The 17,644-nt window shown below is 73.5% G+C and carries 14 protein-coding genes and 1 riboswitch; of the genes, 5 read left to right on the forward strand and 9 right to left on the reverse strand.

The window, feature by feature from the left end; translation table 11 throughout:
* Window positions 1-43 precede the first annotated feature (43 nt).
* The gene (locus tag ACIBD9_RS05930; protein ID WP_396714926.1) at window positions 44-3,661 is read left to right on the forward strand and encodes a hypothetical protein; all 3,618 of its coding nucleotides are present in this window, start codon (window positions 44-46) and stop codon (window positions 3,659-3,661) included.
* 82 nt (window positions 3,662-3,743) lie between these two features.
* Here the strand turns inward: ACIBD9_RS05930 and ACIBD9_RS05935 are convergent, their stop codons facing one another.
* From ACIBD9_RS05935 to ACIBD9_RS05965, 7 genes are all read right to left on the reverse strand, one after another.
* Window positions 3,744-4,529, reverse strand: a complete 786-nt coding sequence (locus tag ACIBD9_RS05935; protein WP_396714928.1) for a hypothetical protein — start codon at window positions 4,527-4,529, stop codon at window positions 3,744-3,746.
* Between the two features lie 23 nt (window positions 4,530-4,552).
* A complete protein-coding gene (locus ACIBD9_RS05940) occupies window positions 4,553-5,425 on the reverse strand; it encodes a PspA/IM30 family protein (protein ID WP_396714930.1) in 873 nt (290 codons plus the stop codon).
* Between the two features lie 198 nt (window positions 5,426-5,623).
* The gene (locus ACIBD9_RS05945) at window positions 5,624-6,058 is read right to left on the reverse strand and encodes a helix-turn-helix domain-containing protein (RefSeq protein ID WP_396714931.1); all 435 of its coding nucleotides are present in this window, start codon (window positions 6,056-6,058) and stop codon (window positions 5,624-5,626) included.
* Between the two features lie 239 nt (window positions 6,059-6,297).
* Window positions 6,298-6,807 carry a CinA family protein gene (locus ACIBD9_RS05950; RefSeq protein WP_396714933.1) on the reverse strand — a complete coding sequence of 170 codons (510 nt, stop codon included), beginning with the start codon at window positions 6,805-6,807 and terminating at the stop codon, window positions 6,298-6,300.
* Between the two features lie 250 nt (window positions 6,808-7,057).
* Entirely contained in the window at window positions 7,058-7,648 is a 591-nt protein-coding gene (pgsA, locus tag ACIBD9_RS05955) for a CDP-diacylglycerol--glycerol-3-phosphate 3-phosphatidyltransferase (protein ID WP_396714935.1), read from the reverse strand.
* 77 nt (window positions 7,649-7,725) lie between these two features.
* Complete coding sequence (rimO, locus tag ACIBD9_RS05960) at window positions 7,726-9,234, reverse strand: 30S ribosomal protein S12 methylthiotransferase RimO (RefSeq protein WP_238659276.1); 1,509 nt, start codon at window positions 9,232-9,234, stop codon at window positions 7,726-7,728.
* A gap of 80 nt (window positions 9,235-9,314) precedes the next feature.
* Window positions 9,315-10,238: an ornithine cyclodeaminase family protein gene (locus ACIBD9_RS05965; RefSeq protein WP_396714937.1), complete on the reverse strand. Its 924-nt coding sequence runs from the start codon at window positions 10,236-10,238 to the stop codon at window positions 9,315-9,317.
* Window positions 10,239-10,330: 92 nt separating this feature from the next.
* A riboswitch (guanidine-III (ykkC-III) riboswitch) is annotated at window positions 10,331-10,401 on the forward strand.
* 61 nt (window positions 10,402-10,462) lie between these two features.
* Between ACIBD9_RS05965 and ACIBD9_RS05970 the strand changes: the two genes are divergently transcribed.
* On the forward strand, window positions 10,463-10,777 hold the full coding sequence (locus ACIBD9_RS05970; RefSeq protein ID WP_396714939.1) for a DMT family transporter: 315 nt from the start codon (window positions 10,463-10,465) through the stop codon (window positions 10,775-10,777).
* 82 nt (window positions 10,778-10,859) lie between these two features.
* Window positions 10,860-11,105: a hypothetical protein gene (locus ACIBD9_RS05975; RefSeq protein ID WP_238659633.1), complete on the forward strand. Its 246-nt coding sequence runs from the start codon at window positions 10,860-10,862 to the stop codon at window positions 11,103-11,105.
* A 66-nt stretch (window positions 11,106-11,171) separates the two neighbouring features.
* Here ACIBD9_RS05975 and ACIBD9_RS05980 read toward each other — a convergent pair whose 3' ends face one another.
* Window positions 11,172-13,631 (reverse strand): DNA translocase FtsK, encoded by a 2,460-nt coding sequence (locus ACIBD9_RS05980; RefSeq protein WP_396714941.1) that lies wholly within the window; start codon window positions 13,629-13,631, stop codon window positions 11,172-11,174.
* A 113-nt stretch (window positions 13,632-13,744) separates the two neighbouring features.
* On the opposite strand from ACIBD9_RS05980, the gene ACIBD9_RS05985 reads away from it, so the two are divergent.
* Window positions 13,745-14,224, forward strand: a complete 480-nt coding sequence (locus tag ACIBD9_RS05985) for a YbjN domain-containing protein (RefSeq protein WP_387174009.1) — start codon at window positions 13,745-13,747, stop codon at window positions 14,222-14,224.
* Entirely contained in the window at window positions 14,221-15,888 is a 1,668-nt protein-coding gene (locus tag ACIBD9_RS05990) for a YbjN domain-containing protein (protein ID WP_396714943.1), read from the forward strand. Before ACIBD9_RS05985 ends, ACIBD9_RS05990 begins: the two co-directional genes overlap by 4 nt.
* Window positions 15,889-15,952: 64 nt before the next feature.
* Here the strand turns inward: ACIBD9_RS05990 and ACIBD9_RS05995 are convergent, their stop codons facing one another.
* Window positions 15,953-17,641, reverse strand: a complete 1,689-nt coding sequence (locus ACIBD9_RS05995) for a ribonuclease J (protein WP_124854118.1) — start codon at window positions 17,639-17,641, stop codon at window positions 15,953-15,955.
* Between the last annotated feature and the right edge of the window lie 3 nt (window positions 17,642-17,644).

Below are 17,644 nucleotides of genomic sequence, written 5' to 3' on the forward strand. Positions count from 1 at the left end.
CACGCCGGGGTGGCGGACCTCGCGCCCCGAACCGGGGAGAGTCATGGCGATGTTCCGCAGACTCCGCTCCACCTTCTTCGAGCGGACCACCCGCCACACCGACGCCAGCGCCAACGGCCGGGCGGTGTCCGTGCCGGCCGCGCGTACCGCCGAGGAGGCCGTTGTCACGCCGAGCCTGGACCCGGCCGTCGTGCCCCGCTACTTCGGTCCGGTGCCGAACTTCGCCCACAGCCCACGTCCGACGCGGGACCCCGACGGGCAGGTGGCAGCCGGGACCGGGCTGCGCAAGTTCGTCGACCCGCTGCCCCTGCCCGGCCGACCGGGCCGCGAGGATCTCGGCAGCCACCTACCGGTGGCAGCGCCGGACACGATCAGCTACCCGGGCTGCGACTACTACGAGATCGGCCTCCAGGAGTACGCCCAGCGGCTGCACCGGGACCTGCCGGCCACCCGGCTGCGCGGCTACCGGCAGCTCAACCTGGGCACCGACCCGGCCGGACACAACACGGTGGTGCCCCCGGAGCGGCCCTGGCACCTCGGGCCGATGATCCTTGCCCGTCGGGGTCGACCGGTCCGGGTGAAGTTCATCAACCAGCTCCCCACCGGTCGAGCCGGCGAGCTGTTCCTGCCTGTCGACGACACCATCGAGGGGGCCGGCCTGGGCCCGCTGGACGGGCCGGCGCCGTACCCGCAGAACCGGGCCGTGCTGCACCTGGCCGGGGCGCAGACCGGCTGGACCAGCGCGGGTAACCCGGGGCAGTGGGTCACCCCGGCCGGGGAGATCACCCCGTACCCGAACGGGCCCGGCCTGGCCCACGTGCCGGACATGCCGGCGCCCGGTGCCGGGGCCACCACTCTCTACTTCCCGAACGAGCAGAGCGGCCGGCTGCTGTGGTTCCACGACAACACCCTCGGCCTGGCCCGGCTCACCGTCTACGGCGGACAGCTCGGGCTCTACCTGCTCACCGACCCGGCCGAGGACCAGCTCGTCGCCGACGCGGTGCTGCCGGCCGACCAGGTGCCCCTGGTGATCGAGGACAAGACGTTCGTCCCGGACGACACCCAACTCGCCGCCGAGGACCCGACCTGGGACCGGGAACGCTGGGGCGCCCGGGGCAGCCTCTGGCACCCGCACGTATACCAACCCCGGCAGAACCCGTACCGGTCCGGCGGACGCAACCCGACCGGCCGGTGGGACTACGGCCCCTGGTCCCGCAGCTCCACCCCGGACGACGCCCGCACCGACGGCTGGGTGCCGAACCCGTACCACGACCCGGTCGGCGCGCCGGACGAGCCGCCGTCGAGTCCCGGCGTGCCGCACCCGTCCGCCGTCCCCGCGGCGTACGGCGACACCCCGCTCGTCAACGGCGTCGCCTACCCGTACCTGGAGGTGCGGCCGCGCGCGTACCGGTTCCGGGTCCTCAACGCCTGCCTGGACCGCAGCCTCAACCTCCAGCTCTACCGCGCCTGCTCCGACGCGCCGATGTGGACGGCCGACGGGGCACTCGCCGACCCGGACGCCGGTGAGGTGCCGATGGTGCCCGCCGCACGGGCGGCGGACCATCCGGCGGGGTGGCCGACCGACGGACGCGACGGCGGTGTGCCGGACCCGCGCGCCGCCGGCCCGGAGTTCGTCCAGATCGGCAACGAGACCGGCCTCCTGCCCGCGCCGGTGGTGCTGCCGAACCGACCGATCGGCTACCGCTACGACCGGCTCGACCCGACGGTGCTGAACGTCGACGGGCACACCCTGCTGCTCGCCCCGGGCGAACGGGCCGACGTGCTCGTCGACTTCTCCGCCGTGCCGCCGGGCAGCACGCTGATCCTGTACAACGACGCTCCGGCCCCGCTGCCCGGCTTCGACCCCCGCTACGACCAGCACACCGACGCCCCGGACCGCAGCGCCGAGGGTGGCCCGCCCCCGACCGAACCGGGGTACGGCCCGAACACCCGGACCCTGCTCCAGTTCCGGGTCACCGGGACGCCCGCGCCGCCGTACGACCTGAGCCGGCTGCGCGAACGGCTACCCCTGGCGTACGCGGCCAGCCAGCGCCCGCCGATCGTCCCGCAGCCGGCGTACGACCCGGCGTTCGGCACCCGGACTCCGGCGCAGACGACGGTGCCGGTGCACGCCAGCACTGTGACGTTCACGCCGACGGCCGGTACCGGCCCGGTGACCCTGCCGATCGCGGTCAAGGCCGCCCAGCAGATCTTCGAGCCGGACCACGGTCGGCTGGCGGGCCGGCTCGGTGTCGGGCACCCGCACGCCGGGCCGCTCAACCCGCCGACGCTGCCGCTCGGTGCGACCGACCCGGCCACCGAGGTGCTCTTCGCCACCGATCCCGCCGTGCCGGTGGGCGCCCCCACCGACGGCACGCAGCTCTGGCGGATCAGCGGCAACGTCCGGCAGACCGAGCCGTTGCACGTCGGCGGCTGCGACGTGCAGGTGATCAACCGGGTTGGCTGGGACGGCACGCTGCGCCTTCCGCACGGCACGGAGCTGGGCTGGAAGGAGATCATCCGGGTCAACCCCCGGGAGGACGTGGTGGTGGCGCTGCGCCCGGTCGCGCCGGTGCTGCCGTTCAAGCTGGGTGACAGCGTCCGGCTGCTCGACCCGGGTCGCCCGGCTGGAGCGCGGACCGGGTCGACTCCGGTCAGCCCGGCCGACGGGCGACCCGCCACGGTGGTCAACCAACTGGTCAACCTGGGCTGGGAGTACCGCTGGCACAGTCAGCTCGCCGGCCACCGCGACGGCGGGATGTCCCGGCCGCTGGTGCTGCGGGTGGCACCGAAGGCGCCGACCGGACTGACCGCCACACCGGCGTCCGGCTCGGCCACCGCGCTGCCCGCCATCACGCTGGCGTGGACCAGCAACGGCGGGCGGCCACCCGCCACCAGCCACCTGTTGCAACGGGCCACCGACGCGACCTTCGGCGGCGAGGTCACCACGATCACCGTCGCGGCCGCCGCCACCCGCTACACGGACGCGACCGTCACCCCCGGGGTGACCTACCACTACCGGATCCGGGCGGAGAACGCGGTCAGCTACTCGTCCTGGTCGAACGGCGTGCCCGCCGCGGTGCACCTGGCCGCGCCGAGCGGTCTGGTCGCGACGCTCCCACCGGCCGCGCCGCTGCGCGTGGCGCTGCGCTGGACGAACCGGTCGTTCGCCACCGGCATCGACGTGCAGCGGGCCACCAACCCGACGTTCACCAGCGGCCCGGGCACCACGGCGATCGGGGTCGGCGACAACCACCTGGACGCGGCGGTCGCACCGGACACCACGTACTACTACCGGGTGCGGACCACCTACCTGGGCGCCGCCTCGGCGTGGTCGACGGTCGCCGCGGTGACCTCGCCACCCGCACCCGACACCCCGAGCGGGGTGAGCGCCACCGCCAGCGCACCGGGACCGGACACCGCCACGGTGACCCTGGCCTGGGTGGCGAGCACACCCGGTGGCCCGGGGGCCGGGTTCACGGTGCAGCGGGCGCTCGACCCTGCCTTCGACCGGGAGGTGGCCACCTTCACGGTGACGGGCCGCGGCTTCACCAACACGGGGCTGGCCCGGGGCGTGACCTACCACTACCGGATCCGGTCGTTCAACGTCGTGGGCACCTCGGCGTACACCGGTCCGGTCCTGGTGACGACACCGCCGTGACCGGCCGGCCGCGGCGCGGTCTCGGCGGGCGCGCGGTCCGCGCGTCGGCGGGTGCGCCGTCTGAGCGCCGCCAGGCGCGCGGTCAGCGCGTCGGCGCGCGCAGGGGGGTGCCGACGGCGCGCAGCTCGGCAAGGGCCCCGGCGACGCCGTGCAGCAGGTCGGTCGCCTCGGTGAGCCGGTCGGCGGCCGGGTGGGCGGTCTCCGGTCGGGCGTCCTCGGCCAGGTAGCCGGCGGCGGCGACCACCAGCCGTTCGTACGCCGCCACCCCGCCCTCCAGTTGGGCGGTCAGCGCGGCGTGCGCCTCGGCCAGCGGCGGCCGGGCGTCGGTCGGGGCCAGCCGCAGCGCGCGTTCGACGCTGGCCACCCGGGCGGCCAGGTCGCGCAGCGAGCGGTCGGCGGCGGCGGCCTCCAGCACCGCTGGCTCGGCCAGCCCGGTGAGCCGGGGGGCCATCCCGGCCAGGGTGAGCGCCGCCCGGTCCAGGCGGGCCCACTGCTCCCCGGCACTGGTGCCACGTAGCGCGATCCGGGAACGGACCCGGCGCACCTCGGCCAGCACACCCGGGCCGACCGGCAGCCGCTCGACGGCGGCGATCAACCGGGCCCGCGAACGCGCCGCCGCCTCGGCCGGGTCGAGCGCGGCTGGCGCCGGCTGGGCGGCCAGGGCGCGCACGTCGATCCAACGCCAGGCGGCGAGCGCCACCGCACTGCCCGCGGCGCCGGCCCAGGCCGCGTCGGGCAGACCAAGGCCGGCGTACGGAGTCAGCACCACCGCCGCGCCGCCGAGCCCACCGGCCAGCACGCTCCACCGTCGGGCCGACCGGCGAAGCCGACCCAGCCTCCGGAAGTACCGTGTCCGTTCGTCTGCCACCGTGACCCCCTCGATCCGGTCGTTCAGCCGGCGGCGGTCGGGTCGCCGGTGCCCCGCTCGCGGGCCATGCTGGCGCGCAGCTCGTCCAGCCGGGCGGCGGCCGTCGGGTCGTTGGCCGGGCCGGTCTTCTCGGCCTGCGGCACGGCCGGTCGCTGGGCCGCGCCGCCGAGCTGCTCCCCCGCCATGCTGGACCGGATCTGCTCCAGCCGGGCCGAGCCGGCCGAGTCGATCGTGGCCTTCTGAATCTCCAACATACGGCCCTCGACGGAGTTGCCGGCCAGTTCGGCGCGACCCATCGCGTTGGCGTACCGCCGCTCGATGCGGTCACGCACCTCGTCCAGCGACGGGGTGGTGCCCGGCGCGGTCAGCGACGACATCGACTCCAGCGAGCGGGCCACCGTCTCCTGCATCTTGGCCTGCTCCAGCTGACTGAGCAGCTTGGTGCGCTCGGCGAGCTTCTGCTGGAGGATCATCGAATTGTTCTCGACCGCTCGGCGGGCCTGGGCGGCGGCGCCCAGCGCCTGGTCGTGCAGGGTCTTCAGGTCCTCGGTGGCCTGCTCGGCGGAGACGAGCTGGCTGGCCAGCGTCTGCGCGGACTGCTCGAACCGCGCCGCCTCGGCCTCGTCGCCCTTGGCCCGGGCCTGGTCGGAGAGGACCAGGGCCTGCCGGGCGTTGCCCTGCAACCGCTCGACCTCGGACATCTGCCGGGAAAGCTTCATCTCCAGCTGACGCTGGTTGCCGATCACCGCGGCAGCCTGCTGAACCAGCGCCTGGTGCTGCCGCTGGGCATCCTCGATGGCCTGCTGGATCTGCACCTTGGGATCGGCATGCTCGTCGATCTTCGCACCGAAGAGCGCCATCAGGTAGTTCCAACCCTTGACGAACGGGTTCGCCATCTCCGTGGTATCCCCTCAGTAGCGTCGCTCCACCACGGCCGGGCCGGCTGAACCGACCGACCGTGACCGGCCGGTCTCCATCGTCCCAGCCGAACGCCAACGAGGCATCCGTACCGGGCGGTCGACAGCACCGGCGGCTCCTGCGAGCAACCCTACGCGGCCGGGGCCAGACCGCCCATGGTCAACCGGATGGGCGGCTCAGGCGGCGCAGACCACGTCCCGGTCGCGCTCGCTCGGGCGAACCCGGGTGCTGCGCAGCGTGGCCTTGAGCGGCGAGTCCTGACGGACCGAGACAGCGACCTTGCCGTCGGAGGTGACCTGACGGACCCCCCGGTTGGTGCTCTTGGCTGCGGCGTCGGCCGGCTCGTCCTGCATCGAGACGAGCACCCCGGGCATCTGCTCGGCGAGCGCCACGGTGTCGCTCACCTCACGCAGCAGCTCGGACAGGCGGGCCCCGAGGGCGTCGCAGATCGCGGCGAGCAGCTCGCTCGACGGCTCCTTGTGCCCCCGCTCGATCTCGGAGAGGTAGCCGAGGCTGACGTTGGCGGCGGTGGAGACCTCACGCAGCGTGCGCTGCTGGCCCTGCCGGCGCGCTCGCAGTGCGTCACCGATCACCCGGCGTAGCAGGATCATCGCACCTCCCCCTGAGGGATACCTCGCGCCCGCCGCTGGGCAGCCGGTCGCGGCTGGCCGCGCCGACCCCGAACGTCGGAGCCTTCCCGCAACCGTACCCGTTGCGGGCCCGGGCGACATCCCGCCCCGCCCGTCGGTTCGCCGGGACGGGCTCACCGGGGCGCGCCGCCGCCCGTGTGGCGGCGGCTCGGGTGGCTTTTGGCCGTGGTCGTCGTGGCGCAGTGGCGTGGCTTTGGCGTTCACGATGTCGCGGCGACGAGCCGCTCGGTGAGCAGCCGCAGCGCCTCGACCACCGCCGCCGCGCGGACGTGGTCCCGCCCCTCGCCCAGGTCGAGTTGGCGGACCTCACCGCCGTTCGGGCCGGCGACCGCGACGTAGACCAGACCAACGGGCTTTCCGTCCTGCGGCTCCGGGCCGGCGACCCCGGTGGTGGCCAGCCCCCAGTCCGCGCCGCACCGCTGCCGACCACCCTCGGCGAGCGCCGCCGCCACCTCCGGGTCCACCGGCCCCCGCTCGGACAGCAGGTCAGCGGGTACGCCAGCCAGGGTCGCCTTCAACTCGGTGGCGTAGACCACGAGGCCACCCCGGTAGACCCCGCTGACCCCGGCGATGTTCACGATCGAAGCGGCCAGCGACCCGCCGGTGAGCGATTCGACGGTGGCCAGGGTCTCGTGCCGCTCGGCCAGCCGGTGCACGACCGCCGCCGCCGCACTGCCCACCTCGGCACCGCCCACCTCCGCACCATTCACCGCGCCACCCACACCGACACCGCCCACCTCAGCACCACCCGCCTCAGCACCGTCCGCCAACACCCCGCCCCCGCACAAACCAGTCCTTCCCCACCCAGCAATCCCCAACCCAACTGCCCCCGACCCTCCGACCCCAATCGCGTTGATCATGAAGTTGGCGTCACGACACGCCGCCCCGGATGGCAATAACTTCATGATCAACGGCAGGAGACCCCCGGGGCCCGGAGGGCCGGGGTCGAGAGGGGTGGGGTTAGCGGGGGCGGCGGAGGCGTAGGGCTTGGGCTATGTAGTCGAAGCCGGTGGCGACCGTCACCAGGACGGCGGCGGCCATGATCCAGGGGCCGACGGCGGCGAGCCCGGCCGGCATAGGCCACAGGTACCAGGCGATGGCCAGGATCTGGAGCGCGGTCTTGACCTTGCCGCCGCGGCTCGCGGCGATCACGCCGTGCCGGATCACCCAGAACCGCAGCCCGGTGATGCCCAGCTCGCGGACGAGGATCAGCGCCGTCACCCACCAGGGCAGTCGGTCGTACCAGGAGAGAAGCACCAGCGCGGCGCCGGTGAGCGCCTTGTCGGCGATCGGGTCGGCCACCTTGCCGACCGAGGTGACCAGCCCGAAGCGGCGGGCGATCCAGCCGTCCACCAGGTCGGTCGCCGAGGCCACCGCGAAGATCAGGCAGGCCGCCATCCGCCAACCGGCGTGGGTCATCCCCGACATGATCACCGAGGCGGCGAAGACCGGCACCAGCACCAGCCGCAGGGCGGTCAGCGCGTTGGCCGCGTTGACCACCGGCACCACGGCCACCACCCGGCCCGGCGTCGACTCCGTCGCCCCGGTCACCGCCGCACTCCGCTCGGGCCGCCGTGGCGTTCCCGGCACCGCACCACCTGGGTCCCCCGCTCCGCTCGGGCCCGCCGTCACCGTGCCGCGCCGGGCGCCGCCGAGATCATCTCATCCGGCACAGCGAGCAGGTCCACCCCTTCGGTGCCGGTCACCGTCGCGCGCACCAGGTCGCCCGGGCGCAGCGCGGCCAGGTCGACCCCGCCCTCGGCCGGGGCGACCAGGGTGGTGGAACCGTCCACCTCCGGCGCCTGGTGGGCCGCCCGGCCCTCCACCACGCCGTCCTCGATCGAGTCGACAAGCACCTCGACGGTCGAGCCGAGCCGGTCCTCGGCCCGCTGCGAGCAAAGCTCGTCGGCGAGCGCGCTGAGCCGGTCGTAGCGCCGCTTGATGGTCGCGGCGGAGACCTTGCCGGGCAGGCCGGCGGCCTCGGTGCCGTCCTCGTCGCTGTAGTCGAACATGCCGATCGCGTCGAGCCGGGCCTCGGTCAGGAACCGGACCAGCTCGTCGACGTCGGCGCGGGTCTCGCCGGGGAAACCGACGATGAAATTGCTCCGGGCGCCCGCGTCCGGGGCCAGGGCGCGGGCACTCGCCAGCAGCTCCAGGAACCGGTCGGTGGAGCCGAAACGCCGCATCCGGCGCAGCACCGGCTCGCTGGAGTGCTGGAACGACAGGTCGAAGTACGGTGCCACGCCCGGGGTGGTGGCGATCGCCTCGACCAGCCCCGGCCGGGTCTCGGCCGGCTGAAGGTAGCTGGCCCGCACCCGGACGATGCCGGTCACCGCGGCGAGCTGCGGCAGCAGCTTCTCCAGGGCGCGCGGGTCGCCCAGGTCCTTGCCGTACGAGGTGGAGTTCTCGCTGACCAGCACCAGCTCCCGTACGCCGGTCTTGGCCAGCCACTCCGCCTCGGCGAGCAGCTCGTCCGGGGTACGCGAGACGAAGGCCCCCCGGAAGGCCGGGATGGCGCAGAACGCGCAGCGGCGGTCGCAGCCGCTGGCCAGCTTCAACGAGGCCACCGGGCCGGTGTCGAGCCGCCGGCGCAGCACCTGGCGCAGGTGCGCCGGGGTGTGCTCGTCGGTGTCGACGACGGTGCGGGTCACGGTGCCGTGGCCGGGCAGCGACACTGTGCTGTCGCGCCGCTGCACCGGGGTCAGCGGCAGCAGCTCGCGCCGGTCGCGCGGGGTGTGCGCGGTGATCTGCTCGCCGGCGACGACGGCGTTCAGCCGGGCGGCGATGTCGGGGTAGTCGTCGAAGCTCAGCACCGCCTGCGCCTCGGGCAGGCTGTCGGCCAACTCCCGGCCGTACCGCTCGGCCATGCAGCCCGCGGCGACCACCTTGGCGCCCGTTCCGGCGGCGGCGAGCAGAGTCTGGATGGAGTCCTGCTTGGCCTTCTCCACGAAACCGCAAGTGTTGACGACCACCACGTCGGCGCCCTCGCCGTCGGTGGTCACCTGCCAGCCGTCGGCGTGCAGGCGGGCGGCCAGCTCCTCCGAGTCGACCTCGTTGCGGGCGCAGCCCAGGGTCAGCAGGGCGACGCGACGGCCCTCGGCGTGGTCAGCGGGAGAAGGAGAGGTGGCAGACACCATCCGAGGGTACCGGGCCGGCCGGGTAAGCCCACGCACGCGGGCTGCGGAGACGGTGGACACGCGGCCGAACGTCATTCGGGTCAGCGCGCCGCGGCGGCCACCCGGGTCAGCGCGTCGAGCAGGAACACCTCGGTGCCGGCCAGGCCAGTGGAGCAGAAGACGGAGATCTGGTCCGCGGTGGTCCGGCCGGGAATCGCGCCGGCCAGGATGCCGCCCAGGTCGCCCAACCGCCCGGCGTACGGGGGCGTGGCCGCGAGCATCGGCGGCTGGTAGTCCGCCGCCTGGGCCGACGAATCGGTGACCAACAGGTCGGCGACGTCCAGCAGGTCGGTGCCGAACTCGCTGCGGTCGCGCTGCTTGAAGCCGACCGCGTTGACGTGCGTGCCGGGGCTGAGGTCGGCGGCGCGGAGCACCGGGGTCGGGCTGGTGGTCGCCAGCACCACCACGTCCCGCCCGGCGACGGCCGAGCCCGGGTCGGCCACGGCGCGGGCCGGCACGCCCAGTTCGGCCCGGACCCGGGCGGCGAAGGCCTCGCGGCGAGCGGCGGAGCGGCTGTGCACCACCACCTCGCGCAACGGGCGGACCGCGGCGGCGGCCCAGACCTGGGTCCACGCCTGCCGGCCGGAGCCGATCACCCCGAGGGTGGCGGCGTCCGGACGGGCCAGCGCGTCGACCGCGACACCCCCCAACCCTCCGGTACGACGGGAACCCAGCTCCTCTCCGACCGCGACCGCCCGGACCGCCCCGGTCCGGGCGTCGTGCAGCACCACCAGCTGGTCGCCCTGCGGGTGGCCGAAGGTGTCGTACGAGCGGAAGCCGTACCACTCGCCGACCAGGTGCCCGGCGGTGAGCACCATCCGCCCGCCGCTCAGCGGTGCGGCGGCCCGGGGCGGCGCGATCAGCCGTCCCTCGTACGCGGCCAGGAGGGCGGCGCGCATGGCGTCGACCGTCGTGGCGGCGTCCAGCGCGGCTGCGACCTCGGGGTCGGCGTAGAGCATGGTCATGCTGGCGATACTGCAAGTTGAAGTCAGGTAGAGGTCAACGGACCGTGGCGGTGGTCACCGCCCCGCCGCCGGGCTCGGTGCTAGCGTCGGCACCGGTGGCCGGATGCTCGTGGCCGCTCCGGACGAGTGGTGGGCGTACCCGGTCAGGCCAAGACGCCCCGCGTGACGTGCAGACTCGACTCGTCCCGGCGCGGCGGCCCCGGGCGCTTCCGGTGAGGTGACTGATGGCCTGGCTCGTACTGGTGATCTCGGGACTGCTGGAGACGGCCTGGGCGATCGCCCTGGACCGCAGCGCCGGTTTCAGCCGGCTGGTCCCGTCCGTGGTGTTCGTGGTGACCCTGCTCCTGAGCATGGCCGGCCTGTCGTACGCGCTGCGGAACATCCCCGTCGGCACCGGCTACGCGGTCTGGGTCGGCATCGGCGCGGTCGGCACCGCACTGGTCGGGATGCTGGCGCTCGGCGAGCCGGCGAGCCTGCCCCGAATCCTCTGCCTCCTGCTGGTGGTCGCGGGCGTGATCGGGTTGAAGATCTTCCACTGAGATGCCCCGTCGGCAGGCGTGACCAGCGCCCACAGTGGGTAGTGATCGATTCGTCACGACAGGCTCTCACCCGGAGGAAGACATGGCCGACATGCCGAGCACCGCCCGTCCCCGCAGCAACGCCGCGCGCATCCTCACCATCGTGGGCTTCGTCTTCGCGGTCCTGGCCCTGCTGCTCAACCCGATCATCTTCGGCGTGCTCGGCGTCATCGCGGGCGTCGTCGGCGCGGTGCTCGGTGACAAGCCGCTGGGGTGGTACGCCGCCGCGGCGAGCGTCGTCGCCGCGATCATCAGCCTGGTGATCATCGGCGCGCTGATCAACAACTGACCACTCCCCTCGTCGCGGGCCCGCCGGATAACGGCGGGCCCGTCGTGCGTCCGGGGTCGGCGGTGGTCAGTCCCCGTCGCCGCGCAGCCCGACCAGAACCTCGTCCAGCTCGTCCGGCTTGACCAGCACGTCGCGCGCCTTCGACCCCTCGGACGGCCCGACCACTCCCCGGGTCTCCATCAGGTCCATCAGGCGGCCCGCCTTGGCGAAACCGACCCGCAGCTTGCGCTGCAGCATCGAGGTCGAGCCGAACTGCGAGGTGACCACCAGCTCGACCGCCTGCACCAACAGGTCCAGGTCGTCACCGATGTCCTCGTCGATCTTCTTCTTGCTCTCCTGTGCCGGGGCAAGCACGTCCTTGCGGAACTCCGGCTCACGCTGGTCCTTGCAGAACTTCACCACATCGGCGATCTCGCGCTCGGTGACCCAGGCGCCCTGGATGCGGACCGGCTTCGAGGCGCCCATCGGCAGGAAGAGGCCGTCACCACGGCCGAGCAGCTTCTCCGCGCCCGGCTGGTCGAGGATGACCCGGGAGTCCGCGAGGGAGGAGGTGGCGAACGCCAGCCGGGACGGCACGTTCGCCTTGATCAGACCGGTCACCACGTCGACCGAGGGGCGCTGGGTGGCCAGCACCAGGTGGATGCCGGCGGCCCGGGCCAGCTGGGTGATCCGGACGACCGAGTCCTCCACGTCGCGCGGCGCGACCATCATCAGGTCGGCCAGCTCGTCCACGATCACCAACAGGTACGGGTACGGACGCATCTCGCGTTCGCTGCCCGGCGGAGCCTTGATCTCGCCGTTGCGGACCTTGCGGTTGAAGTCGTCGATGTGCCGGACCCCGTTGGCGGCGAGGTCGTCGTAGCGCATGTCCATCTCGCGGACCACCCAGTCCAGCGAGTCGGCCGCCTTCTTGGCGTTGGTCACGATCGGGGTGACCAGGTGGGGGATGCCCTCGTAGCCGGTCATCTCGACCCGCTTCGGGTCGATCAGCAGCAGCCGCACCTCGTCCGGGGTGGCCCGGGTGAGGATGGACACCAGCAGGGTGTTGAGGCAGCTCGACTTGCCCGCGCCGGTGGCACCGGCGATCAGGATGTGCGGCATCTTGGCGAGGTTGGCCACCACGTAGCCACCCTCGATGTCCTTGCCGAGCGCCACCACCATCGGGTGGTGGTCGCTGGTCGCCGCCCGCGAGCGCAGCACGTCGCCGAGGGCGACGTTCTCCGGGTCGGCGTTCGGGATCTCCACACCGACAGCGCTCTTGCCCGGGATCGGACTGAGGATCCGTACGTCCGGCGACTTCACCGCGTACGCGATGTTGCGGGACAGCTGGGTGATCCGCTCGACCTTGACGCCGTGCCCCAGCTCCACCTCGTAGCGGGTGACGGTCGGGCCACGGGTGAAACCGGTGACCGCGGCGTCCACATCGAACTGGTCGAACACGCCGGTCAGCGCGGCGATCACCTCGTCGTTGGCCTTGCTGCGGGTCTTCGCGGCGGCCCCGGCGCTGAGCATGTTGGCCGGCGGCAGGGTGTAGTCCCCGGCCAGCCCGGTCAACGCGAGCTGCTCGGCGCGGGTCGGGGCGGGCGAGTGCTCCGGCGGCTCGACCGGCGGCTTGCGGCTCGCCGGCACCTTCGCCGGGGACTTGCGCGGCAGCACCATGGTCTCCTGGAGGTCCGCGCCGTCCAGGTCCTCGAAGTCGTCCGGGTCCAGTGGCGCCGGCATCCGCTTCGCCGGTCGCTTGCGCGCCGGCTTGGCCGCCGGCTCGTCGACCTCCTCGTCGGCCTCCGGTGCGCCGACCAGCCCACCGGCCAGCAGGCCCAGCCGCTCGGGGATCTTGTTGATCGGCGTCGCGGTCACCACGAGCAGGCCGAAGAGCAGCAACAGGATGAGCAGCGGCACCGCCACCCAGGCGGTCACCGCCCGCTCCAGCAGCCCGCCGACGCCCGCGCCGACCAGGCCGCCGGCGAAGTCACGTTGCAGCGGGTCGGCCGGGTCCTGACCGATCTGGAGCAGCGCCGCGGTCGACACGAGCAGCGAGCCCCAGCCGATCAGCCCGCGGCCCCGGTGCTCCGGATCGGCCGGCTGACGCATCAACCGCCACGCCCCGATCATCAACAGCACCGGTACGACCACCGAGATCGCACCCAGGAACAGCCGGATCGTGTCGGCCAGTCGCGCGCCCACCGGCCCCGCTCCGGACAGCCAGAGCGCCACGGCGGAGAGCAGTGCGAGCCCGAACATGAGCAGCCCAGCACCGTCGCGACGGTGCTCCGGGTCGAGGTCACGGGCCGAGGCGGCCTGCCGACCGGCGGCACGCACGGCCCAGCCCATCCCGTGCGCCAGCCCCATCCACAGTGCACCGACCGCGCGACCGACGTAGACCGCCGGGCCGGGCCGGGACGGCGTGGTGCGACGTCGGACCGGTGCCCGGGTGGTCTTCTTCGCCGGTTGGCGGGCACGACTGTTGGTGCCACCGCGCGGCGACGCGCCGCGCCGCCGGCTCGCCTGAGAGGTACGGCCCGCCATAGAGTCACGGTAACGGTGGGGCCGGGCAGATCCCCGCTTTTCCGGGTCGTGTCCGCGCGTCGTAACACGAACCCCACCGCCGGTCGTGATATCCGCCTCAGAAGGGATGCCCCATGGCGTCGCCGGAAATCGAGGGCGATCCGGACGATCCGCTGGCCGGGCACCCTGGCGCACTGCGTCCACTGACCGGCGAACTGGTCGCCGCGGTGCTCGCTGCCCGCGGCCGGTCCGTCGGCCTGACCCCGGACGACGAGTTGGTGGGCCACTTCGACGACAACCTGATCTGGTTCCTCCGCGTCGGCGGCGACGGGGAGCTGCTGCAGATCCGCACCATGGTCGATCCGACCTTCGGCATCGAACGGGTGCCCGACCTGTACGCGTTCTGCAACTCCTGGAACCATGACCGGCTCTGGCCGAAGGCGTTCGTGCACGTCGACGACGACGGTCGGGCCCGGGTGTACGGAGAGGTGATCACCGACCTGGAACGCGGCGTGACCCCACACCAGCTCGACCAACTGCTCGACTGTGGCATCTCCACCGGCTGCCAGCTGGCCGTGGCGGTCCGTCGACTGCCCGGCGCGGTGCCATCGTGACCGGCCGGGACGAGTTCACCGCCAGCCGCACCGGCACGCCACCGGCCGGTCCCGGTGACCGCCTCGCGCGCGGCCGCGTACCGGCGTTGGAGGCCGCGCTCGCCGAGGCCCGGGACCTCCCCGACGGCCCGGCCCGGCAGGTGGCCCTGGAACGCCTCGCCGAGCGCGCCGACGCGGCCGGCGACGTGCGGTCCGGGATGGACGCGCGGTTCGCGCTGATCGAGGCGTACCTGCTGCACGGGGAGCGGTGGCGTCTGGTCGAGCCGGTCCGGCGCTGCCGGGCCGCCGCCGACCACCGGCCCGACCTGCTCACCGACACGGAGACCGGGCTGCTGCTGCGCTACCAGCGGTACGCGGTGGAGGCGCTGCTCGGCACCCCCCGGGTCGGCCTGGACCAGACCCGGTCCCTGCTGCACGACCTGGCCCACCGGGTCGGCACCGATGGCCCGGACACACCCACCGTCGCGGAGCTGCACTGCCGGATCGCCGATCACCTGGGCGACGAGCCCACCGCCCGGCACTGGTACGAGCGATGGTCCGGACAACGGCCCGGCCCGGCCGGCGGCTGCCCGGGCTGCGTCTCGGCCCGGCGCGCCGAGGTGCTGGCCGGCTGGGGCGAGTGGGCCGCCGCGCTCACCGAGCTGGCCGGATCCGACGGCGACCCGCAGTCCTGCACCGACCAACCCGAGCGGGACCTGGTCGCCGGTCTGCTGCCGGCACTGCGCACCGGCGATCCGGCGCGGGCGGCGGCGGCACACGTACGGGCATACCGCCGGCACCGGCGCGAACGGGCGGCGTTCCCGCACCTCGCCGCGCACCTGCGGTTCTGCGCGCTGGGCGGGCACCTGGAACGCGGGCTGGCCATCCTGGCCGAGCAGCTGCCCCGGCTGGACCGGCCGACCGACGATCTCGCCGCCATGGAGTTCGCCGCCGCCGGGGCACTGGTCTGCGGGCTGGCCGTGGAGGCCGGGCTGGGCGGGCGGACGATGCCCCGCCCGGCGTACGGCGAGCGGACCGCCACCGAGGTGGACGTCGCCGCGCTCGGGGCGCTGCTGCTTGGGGTGGCCAGCGAGCTGGCCGGCAGCTTCGACGCGCGCAACGGCACCGGGCACCACTCCGGGCGGATGGCCGCCTGGCTGGCCGAGCGGCCGCTCGCGGCGTCGGTTGCGCTGCCCACCGACGACGACGAAGCCGACGAACCCGGGCTCGACGAACCTGACACCTACCGCTCCGACGCCGAGGCCGAGCTGGGCGAACGCGAGTTGTCCGCGCTCTCCCTCACCATGATCACCGCGATCCTGGACGGGCGCGGCGACCGGTACCTGGTGGACGAGGGCGAGACCGTGGTCGGCCACTGGGAGGGCGCGGTGATCCAGTTCCGGCGGGCCGGTGAGCGCGGTGAGGTGCTGCACGCGCGCGCCATGGCCAACCGCCGGCTGCCGGCGGCCCGCCGCGCCGAGGCGTACGCCTTCTGCAACGCGTGGAACCACGACCGGCTGCTACCCAAGGCGTACGCACACGACCTCGGCGACGAGTTGGTGCTGGCCGGCGACGTGGCCACCGACCTGGCGCACGGGGTCGCCCCGGCGCAGCTGCGGGTCCTCATGGACGCCGCCATCGCGACCGGCGTCGCGTACGCCGAGGCCGTCGCCGCGCTGCCCTGACCTCCCGGGTACGGCGGACGCCGGCCCACCCCCGTTCGGGTGGACCGGCGTCAGCGGACGTTGCTCAGACCTCGACGACGGTGGGCACGATCATCGGTCGACGACGGTACTTGTCGTTGACCCAGCGCCCCACGGTCCGCCGGACGATCTGCTGGAGCTGGTGCGGGTCGGTGATGCCGTCCGCCGCGGCCCGGTTGAGCGCCTCGGTGACCAGCGGTACCACCGGGTTGAACGCCTCCGGGTCCTCGGAGAAACCCTTCGCGGAGAGCGTCGGGCCGGCGACCACCTTGCCGGTGACCGAGTCGACGACCACGGTGGTGGCGATGAAACCGCCGTCACCGAGGATCCGCCGTTCGGTGAGCAGCGACTCGCTGACGTCACCGACGGCGAGGCCGTCCACGTAGACGTACCGGCTCTTCACGTGCCCGACCAGGCTGGCGCGGCCCTCGACCAGGTCGACCACGTCGCCGTCCTCGCAGATCACCACGCGGTCGGCGGCGACCCCGGACTCGATGCCGAGCCGGGCGTGGGCGCGCAGGTGACGCCACTCGCCGTGCACGGGCATCAGGTTGCTGGGCCGGACCACGTTGAGCAGGTAGAGCAGTTCCCCGGCGGGGGCGTGCCCGGAGACGTGCACCTTGGCCACGTCCTTGTGCACGACCACGGCGCCGGCGCGGGCGAGCCGGTTGATCACCCGGTAGACCGAGGTCTCGTTGCCGGGCACCAGTGAGGAGGCCAGCACGACGGTGTCACCGGGGGCGATGGTGATGTGCCGGTGGTCGCCGCTGGCCATCCGGCCCAGCGCGCTCATCGGCTCACCCTGGGAACCGGTGGACATCAACACGATCTGCTCCGGCGGCAGCGTGGTCGCCTCCTCGATCCCGATGACCAGGCCGGCCGGGATGTTGAGCAGGCCGAGGTCCCGGGCGATGCCCATGTTGCGGACCATGGACCGGCCGATCAGCGCGACCTTGCGGCCGTGTTCGGCGGCGGAGTCGAAGACCTGCTGCACGCGGTGCACGTGCGAGGCGAACGAGGCCACGATGATCCGGCCCTTGGCCTTCGCGAAGATGGAGTCGAGCACCGGCCCGATTTCCCGCTCCGGGGTGACGAAGCCGGGGATCTCCGCGTTGGTGGAGTCGGACAGCAGCAGGTCGACGCCTTCGGCGCCGAGCCGGGCGAAACCGGCCAGGTCGGTGATCCGGCCGTCCAGCGGCAGCTGGTCCATCTTGAAGTCGCCGGTGTGCAGCACCAGGCCGGCGGGGGTGCGGATGGCCACCGCGAGGGCGTCCGGGATCGAGTGGTTGACCGCGAAGAACTCACACTCGAACGGGCCGAGCCGCTCGCGGCCGCCCTCCCGCACGGTCAGCGTGTACGGCTGGATGCGCCGCTCGGCCAACTTGGCCTCGACCAGGGCGAGGGTGAACTGTGAGCCGACCAGGGGGATGTCGGGCTTGTGGGCGAGCAGGTACGGCACCGCGCCGATGTGATCCTCGTGGCCGTGCGTCAGCACGATCGCCTGGACGTCGGCCAGCCGGTCCAGGATCGGACCGAAGTCGGGCAGGATCAGGTCCACACCCGGCTGCTCGACGTCGGGGAACAGAACCCCGCAGTCGACGATCAGCAGCTTGCCGTCGTACTCGAAGACGGTCATGTTCCGACCGATGGCGCCGAGCCCGCCGAGCGGGATGATCCGCAGGCCACCTTCCGGCAGCGGCGGGGGTAGTTCCGCCTCGATGTGCGCCTCGGTCACGCG

The sequence above is a fragment of the Micromonospora sp. NPDC050784 genome (assembly GCF_044456765.1).
Lineage (GTDB): Bacteria > Actinomycetota > Actinomycetes > Mycobacteriales > Micromonosporaceae > Micromonospora > Micromonospora foliorum.